Genomic DNA, 11,658 nt, shown 5'->3' with positions numbered 1-11,658 from the left:
AAAATAAAGAAGATGATTTCGGTCATCTTCTTTTTTTAAGTGAGGACATATGCAAAATTTACAAAAAGAAAAATATAAAGATTATTTTGAGGGTAAGAAATATAATATAACAACTTTCGGTTGTCAGATGAATGAACATGATTCTGAGAGAATTTCTTATATCTTAGAAGATCTAGGTTATACTTATACAAGTAATAGAGAAGATGCAGACTTTATACTTTTTAATACTTGCTTAGTTCGTGAGAATGCTGAGCTAAAGTTATATGGTCAGGTATCTTCTCTTAAAAAATTAAAGAAAGAAAATCCAGAGAAAATAATTGCTGTATCTGGCTGTATGATGCAAACTACAACAGCTAGAGGTGTAATAATAGACAAACATCCAGAAGTAGATATAATTTTTGGTACCAAGAATATAAACTCTCTTGCTGATTTAATATTTAGATATTTGGAAACAAATGAAAGAGTAATTGATATATCTACAGATGATGTAAAAGATGATTTTGAAAAATATAATACTACTAATGATTTTCAAGCCTATGTAAATATAATGCGTGGATGTGATAATTATTGTACTTATTGTATAGTTCCAGAATCTAGAGGGCGTGAAGAATCTAGACGTCCATACACCATTATAGAAGAAGTTGAATATCTAGTAGATCAAGGATTTAAAGAAATCACCCTTTTAGGACAAAATGTTAATTCCTATGGTAATAAGGCAAATTATGATTTCACTTTTCCTGAACTTCTAGCTCGTGTGGCGAAAATTCCTGGAGTAGAAAGAATAAGATTTACTTCAAGTCATCCTAAAGATTTATCAGATGAATTAATTGATGTTATCCGTGATAATGATAATGTATGCAATTATTTCCATTTACCTATGCAATCTGGTTCTAATAGTGTTCTTAAAAAAATGAATAGACACTATACGATTGAAAAATACCTAGAAAGGGCAAATAAATTAAAGGAAGAGATTCCAGGCATAGCTTTATCAACTGATATTATTGTAGGATTTCCTACAGAAACAGAAGAAGATTTTCAAAAGACTCTTCAAGCTTGCCGTAAGGTAGGATTTGACTCAGCTTTCACCTTTAAATATTCACCAAGGCCAAAAACAGTTGCAGCTACCTACCCAATTATAGATGATAAAATTGTTCAAGATAGATTCCAAAGACTTTTAGATGAACTATATCCAACCTTTAACGAAAAAAATAAAGAATACATTGGGCGTATTGTTGATGTATTATTAGAATCAGAGTCTAAGAATGATTCAAGTGTTTTGACAGGTAGGACAGATACTTTTAAATTGGTTCATGTAAAGGCTCCAAAAGAACTTATTGGTGAGATTGTTAAGGTTAAAATAACAGACAATACTTCATTTACTATATCAGGAGATTTAGTTAACCAATAATCAATTAGATTATAAAAAATATACATTATTTATTATCCTTTAATTGTTATCTTGATAGTGTTATTATCTTAATGTTATAGGAGAAAAGAGGCGATAAATGAGAGATGTATTAGTAAAATCAAAAGCAAAAATGGGTAAAATTCCGGATAATGATCTTTATATAAGTCTTGCTAATGAAAGTGATTTATCCAAAAAGATTGATATATTATCTAAAAAATATCCATCAATAGATAATAAGATGGATAAGAAAAGCTTAGAAGATAGTAACTTTAGAAATATGTATAAAGAACTAAAAAGTATAGATTATTTCTTAAAGGGATTAGAAAGTGATTTTTTCAATCTTTATTTTTCAAAATATGAAATACTATTTTTACAAGAGATAATAGAATCTTTAGTAAATAAAAATTTTGAGCGAAATTATATAAACTTTTCATCTAACCCATTAGCAAAAAACTTTAATTTAGATCCAAGTATGAACTTGGAAACTTTTATTGAAAAGAATAAAAATAGTAGATACTACCGAACATTAGTGCCATATTTAAATAAAAATATGGAGAAGGATTCTGTAATTTTTTTATCATCAAATGCATTGATGAAGTTTTATTACAGGAGTTTACTTAAACTTGCTAAAAAATTTCCACTCAAAGAGCGAAAACTTATTGAAAACTTTTTGGGTGAGGAGATAAATTTATTAAACTTTGAGATGCTTTATAGGTTAAAATCCTATTATAATTTAAATGATAGTGATATATTTAATTATTTGATAGAAGGTGGCAATACCTTTAATGGTCAAAGACTTAAGGAATTATCTCTTTTATCTAAAGAAGATTTCTTAAAGAAAATGAAATCAAGCAAGTATAGGACTCTTTTTGATAATAATGGCCGTATTCATAAAGAAGTGCGTAAGAGAGAACTGAAGCTTTATAGAGGTGAAATAACCCGACAAAGATCAGATATCCTTTATGTAATTTCAGCTATGAATATAATTTTTATTAGTGGAGAGAATATAGAATCATTGTTAGAACTAGATGATAGTTTTACAGCTGACGAACGCATGGAATATTTGATAGTGAGGTAATAATGGCAGTTGAAAAAATGTATCTGGTAAATATGATATCAGACCTGAATAATTTGGACAGCTTTTTAGAAGATGTAATAAAAATTGGAGACATTGAACCAGTTGATGCCTTTAACCAAGTTACTAATAGGACTTTTAACATTACAGCTAGTGCTGAAAATGTTGATATTGCTGAAGATATCAATAAATTATCAGGATTTGACAGAAACGAAGATGGCTATGTAGAAAAACTAGAGGAATTAAAAAATTCTTTAAATGTATCCGATAATCCAAATGGAAAACTTGTGGATCATGAAAGGGTAAATGCCCTCTATGATGAGCTTGAAACTTTATTAGCAAAAAAACAAGAATTAGAAGAAAAATCTAAAAAGCTTAATATTTATAAAGAAAATATTGACGCTCTTAAAGAACATGATATTGATATTGAAAAAATTCAAGATTTGAAATATTTCGATTATAGATATGGTTCAGTAACAGAAGATGGTAGGTTTATACTGAAAAATAATTATGATAATATACCATCATTAATAATCCATTTAGATGGAAATGTAGATAGAGCAAGTTTAAATGCACTTGATGAAATCTATTCCCTTGATGAAGCTACTTATAAACTAAAAACTCAAACAGATAATATTCTTGAGAATGAAAAAAATAATACTAGAAATGTCTCTTTGAGTTTAGACCAAGATTACAGTAAAAAAACACATGAGCAATCTAATAAAATTTATAATGATATTATGAATGAATCTAATGATAAAGCAAATACAATTAATGCCGATTATCAATCAAGGATAAACTATATGGATAATATCTATAAAAAATATAAAGATGATGTTGTTAACAAAATTGTCGGTTATTTAATCGATGATAATAGTAATTAAGGAAAATTTAAAGTAATGGCAGATAATCAAGAATTCACACAAAATGATGATATTAGACTAAATAATGGAGAAGATTATCTACTTGTATACGCTAAAAACGTAAAAAAAGATATAAATAGAACTATAAATTCACTAGGATTTATTGACAATGAGTTACCAGAAAATATCAAAGAATATGATATTGAAAGTCAAATCGTTGAAAATAATGAAAAGCTTAATGCTATAAATCAAAAAATTGATGATTTAAAACAAAGATATAATGATGTAATAGATAATCTATCCTATAACTTAAATTTTAGCAAAGAAGCTAGCGTCTATGAAAATAGCATGGCATTTGGTGATAAGTATTTTTATTTTTCAGCTCAGGTTCCAGAATCTGATTTAAATGTTATTGAAGACTTATCTAAAAAATATCCAAATACTAAAATAGCTAGTGAAAGTAAACAAGTAGAAAATAATAAAAAACATAAACGTAAAAAAGATAAGAAATCTTCTTCAGGAAAAGAAAATTACTTATTGGTTTATCCAGAAAAGGTAAAAAAAGATGTATCAAGATCTATAAACACTCTAGGTTTTGTCGATAAAGAACTTCCAGAAGACTTTGTAATCTCAAAAATAAATGAAGAGTCTAAGAAAACCTCAGATGAGTTAAGTGAGATTAATAAGCAAATTGATGCTATTAATAGCCAATATGAAGATGTCTTAGGCAATCTATCATATTCTCTAGATTATACTAAAAAGTCTGATCAGCTAAAGACAAAGATGGCTAAAGGGGATGACTATTTTTACTTATCAGGATGGGTTCCAGAATCTGAGCTAAAAGAGTTTGAATCTTTAGAGAATGAATATAAAGATACAACTGTGACAACTCGTGATGTTGAAACAGTCAATGAACAACCACCAACAAGGTTAAAAAATAATCCTTTATTTAGACCTTTTGAATATTTAGTAAATATGTATGGAGCTCCCAATTATGATGAAGTTGATCCAACTCCATTTTTTGCAATAACTTATATGCTCTTGTATGGACTAATGTTTGGAGATTTAGGTCAGGGATTAGTGTTTTTAGCTTTAGGTTTTTATATTTCTAAGAAAAATAAAACCTATGGCGCTCTTCTTAAAAGAATAGGGATATCTGCATCTGTTTTTGGACTGATGTATGGTTCATTTTTTGGTAAGGAAGATTTAATTCCTGCCCTACTTATAAAACCATTTGATAATGTAATGACTGTTCTTATCGCCTCAGTTGTATTTGGTGTAAGTCTTATGGTAATTTCATATATCATAGGCATTTATAATAAGGTTAGCAAACAAAATAATATAGAAGAAGGTATCTTTGGTAAAGAAGGACTTGCAGGACTTATGATGATGATTTCATTTATCATAATAGTACTGAATCTTGTAAATAAAAGTCCGATACCAATGCCTATTGGTACTGTTATGCTTATACTTTCAATAATAATGATGGTATTTAAGCAACCAATTGCAAGAAAGATTACAGGATCAAAAAGACTTTACGATTCAAATAAGAGCGATTACTATATAGAAAGTTCATTTTCAATTATAGAAGCACTTTTATCAGTATTTTCAAATCTTGTATCTTTTACAAGAGTTGGAGCTTTTGCTATAAACCACGTTGGTTTATATATGGCTTTTGAGGTTATGGCGAATCTTGCTGGTGGATTCTGGGGTGGAGTAATCTTACTTCTAGGTAACCTATTAATAATAGGTCTTGAAGGAATGATAGTATTCATTCAAGGATTAAGACTAGAATTTTATGAAATGTTCAGCAAGTATTATGAAGGAAACGGTCGATTATTTAGACCAATTAGAACTAAAGAAAATTAATTAGAGAGGAAAAGAATATGATATTAAAAATAGGAATGTTAGCATTAGCAGTTGTAGTTATTACAATTTACTCAGGTTTATACCTACTAAAAACAAATGAAGATCCATCAAAAGATAAGATTAAAAAAGCACTTAGAATAAACTTATCAACTTTTGTGCCAGTAATGGCTATGATTTTAGTTTTACTTCTACCATCAAATACAAAAGCAGCAGCAACTGACGCAGCTGTAGCAGCAGGAAGTACTGCAAGCAATGTAGATGGACTTAGATATATTGGTGCAGCATTATCAACAGGACTTGCAACTATAGGTACTGGTTATGCTGTAGGTACAGTAGGTTCAGCAGCTTTAGGTGCTATTTCTGAAGATCAATCAATACTTGGACGTACAATAATCTTTGTAGGTCTAGCAGAAGGTATTGCTATCTTTGGTGTTATTATCTCAATATTAATCTTAAACGCATAAAATGAAGGCAAAAATATTAACTAATGACCCAAGTCTTATAGTAATGTTTAGACTTGGGTCTATTGAAGGAAGCCTAGTAAATAATCCAGAAGAGATGGATGAGGAGTTTAGAGCATCCATAAAAGATGAAAATCTTGCTGTTTTAATACTTACAACAACCACCAAGTCTTGGATAGAAAAAGAAGTTAGGGCTCATAGGGAAAGCGAAAGTATTCCTTTGATAGTAGTCATAGACGGTTAATTGGAGGTAATATGCTAGATTTAAATGCAAAACTCTCAACCTTTAGAAAGATGGTTTGGGATGAAGAAAAAGCAAGAAGTGAAGAACAATTATACAATTCTACTAATATAAATAGTCAACAAATAGAAGAAAAGAAACAAAAACTTGAAAAAGATTTAAAGAATACTCTAGAATCTCGTAAAAGCTTTGCCACTATTCGTGGAAATGAAAGAATAGCAAAACTTGAAGAAGAACAAAAGACAAACTTTTATGCCCACAAGGAATTCTTACTCAATGAATTAGTGGGTGAAATAAAAGAGAAATTGATAGAATATACAAAAACAGATGAGTATAAAAATTCTTTATCTACTAACATAGAAAAAAAATTAGAGGAATTAAATGAATCTAGTGATAATTTTGAAATCTTAGTAAGAAAAGAAGATATGAATCTTATATCCTATCCTCATTTAGGTCACTTAGATGAAAAATATATAGGTGGTTTTATATTAAAATCCATTGATGGATCCTACCAATATAATTACACCTACCTAAAAAAAATTGAGGAAGAAAAATATGATATAGGAAGAACTTTATATAATCTGTTTGAGAAAGAGAGTTTTAATGAATCCAACAATTAAAACAATAAATGGACCAGTAGTAATCGCAAAAAATGCTGGTGATCTTAAAATTCGTGAAATGGTAAGTGTCGGTGACCTTAAACTTATCGGTGAAGTAATCTCGGTAGATGGTGATTTTGCTACTATAGAAGTTTATGAAGATACTTCTGGACTTCGAGCAAATGAACCTATTATATCTACACACAGACCGCTTTCCGTCAGACTTGGTCCAGGTCTTTTAAAGAATATGTTTGATGGTATAGAAAGACCACTTGAAAAAATAATGGATGAGAATGGAGCCTTTATACCATCAGGTATTGGTTTTACAAATCTTGATGAAGAAAAAGAATGGGATGTTGATATAAAAGTTAAAGATGGTGAATCCATTCATGTTGGCGATATTTATGCTACTATCAAGGAAACAAAAACTATCGAGCATAGGTTAATGAGTACTGTTGATGGAACTATTAGTGAGGTAAAAGCATCAGGCACTTATAAACTAGAAGATACTATAGTTAAAGTAAAAACCAATGAAGGTATTGAGGAGCTTAAGCTATATCAATACTGGCCAGTTAGAAATCCACGTCCAGTAAAAAAAGTAAGACCATTAGAGCTTTTACTTAATACAGGACAAAGAGTATTAGATGTATTTTTTCCAGTTGCAAAAGGTGGTACAGTAGCTATTCCGGGAGGATTTGGTACTGGGAAAACTATGCTTCAACACCAATTTGCTCAGTATGCAGATGCAGATATTATTATCTACATAGGTTGTGGTGAACGTGGTAACGAAATGACCCAAGTACTTGAAGAATTCCCAGAACTTATAGATCCAAATACTGGTTACGGTTTGATGGAAAGAACAATCCTTATAGCAAATACATCAAATATGCCAGTAGCTGCTCGTGAAGCTTCTATTTATACTGGAATTACTATTGCTGAGTATTTTAGAGATATGGGTTATCACGTAGCTTTAATGGCTGATTCAACATCAAGATGGGCAGAAGCCTTACGTGAAATTTCTGGACGTTTGGAGGAAATCCCAGCAGAAGAAGGCTACCCAGCTTATCTAGGATCTAGATTATCTCAATTTTATGAAAGAGCAGGATATTTTACAAACTTAAATGGATCTGATGGATCAGTAACACTTATAGGAGCTGTTTCACCATCTGGAGGAGATTTCTCAGAACCAGTAACCGAAAATACCAGAAGGGCTGTAAATGTATTTTTAGGCTTAGATAGAAAATTAGCATACTCACGTCATTATCCAGCTATTAACTGGATGACTTCATACTCAAATTATGTGGATACCATTAGATCATATTACCAAGAAGAAACTGGTGAAGATATAATTGGTGTACGCAATGAGTTAATGAATGTCTTATTACAAGAAGAAGAAGTTAGCTCAATATTAATGTTAGTAGGTAAAGATGCCCTATCTGATAGTCAAAGAAATATTCTTGATGTTGCAGAATTAATTAGAGTAGGATTTTTGCAACAGAACGCTTACAACGATACTGATAAATATGTGCCACTAGAAAAACAAATAAAAATGTTAAAAGTAATAGAGAATTATTATCATAAATCAGATGAAGCAATTAAAAATGGTATTCCATATAATAAAGTGTATGATCCTAAAATAATTAATGATATTACTCAAATGAAATATAATATAAAAAATGATGATTTAGATAAATTTACAGTTTTAAACAATAAACTTGAATCACATTTCCTAGGTCTTGGAGGAGGCGAAATTAATGCGTAAAGAATATACAAAAGTTAAAAGAATCGAATCCTCAATTATTGAAATAGAAAATGTAGCAGATGTAACTTATAATGCCGTTGTTTCTGTTCACGCTTTAGGAATGGATTTTGTAGGACAAGTTGTTAAAATAGATGATGAAACTATATCAATTGAGGTTTTTGGTAATACACAAGACTTTTCTCTTGATGATATAGTAATAAGTTTTGAGGAAAAACCTCTTGCAATCCCACTTAATGAAAAGATTTTGGGTCGTACATTTGACGGGCTTGCTCGCCCAATAGATAATGGTGGAGAAATCTATTCTGAAAAAAATTATTCAGTTGAAGGTGAGCCACTAAATCCAGTTGCTCGTGAGTATCCAAGAGACTTTATACAAACGGGAATATCAGCGATAGATACGCTAACAACTCTAATTCGTGGACAAAAATTACCAATATTTTCCGGATATGGTTTATCACATAATCAAATTGCAGCCCAAATAGTAAGACAAGCAAAACTTAAAACTGATGAAGACTTTGCTTTTGTTTTTGCTGCTATGGGAATTAAAAAAGACGAAGCTATGTTTTTTGAAGACGCTTTTAATAAAGCAGGTGTACGTGACAAGGTTGTTATGTATCAAAACCTAGCAGATAGTCCAATTATGGAAAGACTTATAGCTCCAAAATGCGCCCTAACTGCCGCAGAATATTTAGCTTATGAAAAAGGATACCATGTTTTAGTAATAATTACAGATATGACATCATATTCAGAAGCTTTGCGTGAAGTATCTTCAATTAGACAAGAAGTCCCTTCCCGTAAGGGGTATCCAGGATACTTGTATTCTGATCTTGCTACTTTATATGAAAGGGCTGGTATGATTAGAGATGTAGATGGATCGGTAACACTTATACCAATTTTAACAATGCCTAACGATGATATTACTCACCCAGTACCAGATCTCACAGGTTATATTACTGAAGGACAGATAGTAATTGATAGATCTTTATACAACAAAGGAATTTACCCACCAATAAATGTTTTACCATCACTTTCAAGGCTTATGAAAGATGGTATTGGTGAAGGATATACAAGAGCAGACCATGAAGACTTGATGAACCAAATTTATGAATCATATTCTCATGTTGGAGAAGTTAGAAATATTGCTCAGATAGTTGGTGAAGATGATCTGTCAGATATAGATAAAAAGTATCTTGAATTTGGTGATGAATTTGAAAAAAGATTTTTATCCCAACAACCTACTGAAAATCGAGAACTTGAGGAAAGTTTAGATTTAGGTTGGGAAATCCTAAAAATCTTACCAAGAACAGAACTTCATAGGGTAAGTCCAGAAAATCTTGATAAATTCATAGGTAATTAATTATGGAAATAAAATCTACAGCTCCTACCAAGGCCAATTTAATTGCTGCAAAAGATCATCTAAGCTTATTGCAGGGTGGGTTAGATATACTAGATAAGTCTAGAAAAGCACTCATTCAAGCGCATGATAGCAAAATAAAACAAAGGGATGACTTAAATGAAGAAGTAAATGAAACAATAGAAAAAGTTAGCAAAAATTTTAAACGCGCTATGATTACTATGGGGGAATCGAAACTTGATGACATATCAAGAATTGTACCAGTAGATAATAGTATAAGTTTGCAAGAAGATGAATTTATGCAAACAAAAATTTATAACATAAATTTTGAGCCATCTAAATTAAATTTATCTTATTCATTTTATGAAACAAATGAGGCGTTTGATGTAGCTTTGTTATCGTTTAATGAACTTAAAGATAAAATTTATAAGCTTGCAGAGCTTGATACTACAATTAATAACCTTGATAGACAAATAAAAAAGACAAGTAAGAAAGTAAACTCTCTGGAAAAAGTTCAAATTCCCAAGACAGAGGAAAGAATAAAAACAATTTCTGCTTTGATTGAAGAAAAAGAAAGAGAAGAATTTTCAAAAACTAAGATGGTTAAGGATAAAAAAATTAGAGATCAAAAAAATGCTGCTGATTAATTAGCAGTATTTTGCTCTCTTTTTTTTGCAAATAATGGACCTAAATGAATAATGAGTTGACAAAACTACTTTTTGATGATAGCTTATTTAAGGTAAATGTTCAAAATAATAACTATGGAGGAAATATTTGAAAATTTCAAAAGTAAGAGATTTAGTTTTGTGCTCTTTGTTTGTAGCATTAATTATTGTTGGAACTTTTATAAGAATACCAATTCCAGTTTTGCCATTCACACTGCAACTATTATTTACAATGCTTGCAGGATTATTATTAGGACCAAAACTTGGCGCCACTTCTGTAATCGTTTACATAATATTAGGTCTTATAGGTATTCCTGTATTTACTGAGGGCGGCGGAATTGGATACGTTTTTAAACCAAGTTTTGGGTACATAATAGGTTTTGTATTTTCGACTTATGTTACAGGGAAGATTGCTAATAAAGAAAAAAATCCAAGTATGAAAAGACTTCTTATTGCAAACTTTGCAGGTCTTTTTATACTTTATGCTATTGGGATGATTTATTATTACTTAATTAGTAATTTTTATTTAGGATCGCCAATTGGAGTAAAGGCACTTATTTTATATTGCTTTATACTTGCAATACCAGGAGATATTCTTCTTTGTATCTTGGGGGCAATACTTGGTAAAAGACTTATTCCAATGGTAAACAAAGGATTTAATTAAAAGGAGGAAAAATTGAGTAAAAACGTTTTTGTAACAGGAACTGGAACTGAAATAGGAAAGACTTATGTGGCAGGTCTTATGGTAAAAAAATTAGCTGAAGCTAATTTAAAATCAGGATACTATAAGGCGGCAATGAGTGGGAATGAAAGAGATGAAAAAGGTCAGCTTATTCCAGGTGATGCAAAATTTATAAAAGATTTTGCAAATATTGAACAGTCTTTAGATACAATGAGCCCTTACATTTATGAGAAGGCAGTATCACCTCATTTGGCATCACAAATAGAAGGAAATCCAGTTGATTTAGATGTAGTAATAGAAAATTTTGAAAAGCTTAAAAATAAATATGATTATATAACTTTAGAAGGTTCAGGTGGGATTTTATGTCCTCTTCGCTTTGATGAGGAAAAAATATTTTTAGAAGACTTTATAAAAAAATCTAATCTTTCTTGTGTTATAGTAGCAGATGCAGGACTTGGAACTATAAATGATGTTGTACTAACAGCTTTTTATATGAAAGAAAATAATATAGATTTAAAAGGAATAATTTTTAATAACTTTATAACAGGAGATTTATTGCAAGAAGACAATATAAAAATGTGCGAATACATGACGGGATCAAAGGTTATTGCCTGTGTTAAAAAGAATGATAAAGACCTTGACATCGATGTCGAAGATTTAAAGAGAATTTATGAATAGG

Annotated in this window: 12 protein-coding genes; all 12 read left to right on the top strand. The window is 30.3% G+C overall.

Annotation, left to right across the window (positions count from 1 at the left end; translation table 11 throughout):
• The first annotated feature begins 49 nt into the window (after positions 1-49).
• The 12 genes from miaB to bioD all read left to right on the top strand — a co-directional run bounded on the left by miaB (position 50) and on the right by bioD (position 11,657).
• The gene (gene miaB, locus ABXG81_RS05765; RefSeq protein WP_353528501.1) at positions 50-1,408 is read left to right on the top strand and encodes a tRNA (N6-isopentenyl adenosine(37)-C2)-methylthiotransferase MiaB; all 1,359 of its coding nucleotides are present in this window, start codon (positions 50-52) and stop codon (positions 1,406-1,408) included.
• Positions 1,409-1,505: 97 nt separating this feature from the next.
• Positions 1,506-2,486, top strand: a complete 981-nt coding sequence (locus ABXG81_RS05760) for a V-type ATPase subunit (RefSeq protein WP_353528499.1) — start codon at positions 1,506-1,508, stop codon at positions 2,484-2,486.
• 2 nt (positions 2,487-2,488) lie between these two features.
• Positions 2,489-3,367, top strand: coding sequence for a hypothetical protein (locus tag ABXG81_RS05755; RefSeq protein ID WP_209813853.1), 879 nt, complete (start codon positions 2,489-2,491; stop codon positions 3,365-3,367).
• A 15-nt stretch (positions 3,368-3,382) separates the two neighbouring features.
• Complete coding sequence (locus ABXG81_RS05750) at positions 3,383-5,215, top strand: V-type ATPase 116kDa subunit family protein (RefSeq protein ID WP_288222811.1); 1,833 nt, start codon at positions 3,383-3,385, stop codon at positions 5,213-5,215.
• Positions 5,216-5,232: 17 nt separating this feature from the next.
• Positions 5,233-5,679, top strand: coding sequence for an ATP synthase subunit C (locus ABXG81_RS05745; RefSeq protein WP_117521409.1), 447 nt, complete (start codon positions 5,233-5,235; stop codon positions 5,677-5,679).
• Between the two features lies 1 nt (position 5,680).
• Positions 5,681-5,920, top strand: a complete 240-nt coding sequence (locus ABXG81_RS05740; protein ID WP_117521410.1) for a V-type ATP synthase subunit F — start codon at positions 5,681-5,683, stop codon at positions 5,918-5,920.
• An 11-nt stretch (positions 5,921-5,931) separates the two neighbouring features.
• Positions 5,932-6,537 carry an ATPase gene (locus tag ABXG81_RS05735; RefSeq protein ID WP_209813856.1) on the top strand — a complete coding sequence of 202 codons (606 nt, stop codon included), beginning with the start codon at positions 5,932-5,934 and terminating at the stop codon, positions 6,535-6,537.
• On the top strand, positions 6,521-8,278 hold the full coding sequence (locus ABXG81_RS05730) for a V-type ATP synthase subunit A (protein ID WP_117521414.1): 1,758 nt from the start codon (positions 6,521-6,523) through the stop codon (positions 8,276-8,278). The genes ABXG81_RS05735 and ABXG81_RS05730 overlap by 17 nt, the downstream gene beginning before the upstream one ends.
• Positions 8,271-9,635 (top strand): V-type ATP synthase subunit B, encoded by a 1,365-nt coding sequence (locus tag ABXG81_RS05725; protein ID WP_117521416.1) that lies wholly within the window; start codon positions 8,271-8,273, stop codon positions 9,633-9,635. The genes ABXG81_RS05730 and ABXG81_RS05725 overlap by 8 nt, the downstream gene beginning before the upstream one ends.
• A 2-nt stretch (positions 9,636-9,637) precedes the next feature.
• Positions 9,638-10,279: a V-type ATP synthase subunit D gene (locus ABXG81_RS05720; protein WP_117521418.1), complete on the top strand. Its 642-nt coding sequence runs from the start codon at positions 9,638-9,640 to the stop codon at positions 10,277-10,279.
• Positions 10,280-10,406: 127 nt separating this feature from the next.
• Entirely contained in the window at positions 10,407-10,961 is a 555-nt protein-coding gene (locus ABXG81_RS05715; protein ID WP_117521420.1) for a biotin transporter BioY, read from the top strand.
• 12 nt (positions 10,962-10,973) lie between these two features.
• Positions 10,974-11,657, top strand: a complete 684-nt coding sequence (gene bioD / locus ABXG81_RS05710; protein ID WP_117521422.1) for a dethiobiotin synthase — start codon at positions 10,974-10,976, stop codon at positions 11,655-11,657.
• The last annotated feature ends 1 nt before the right edge of the window (position 11,658 follow it).

This window comes from Anaerococcus nagyae, assembly GCF_040364225.1.
Classification (GTDB): Bacteria; Bacillota; Clostridia; order Tissierellales; family Peptoniphilaceae; genus Anaerococcus; species Anaerococcus nagyae.
Note: the sequence above shows the minus strand (reverse complement) of the source record. Positions and strands in the feature narration are given on the sequence as shown.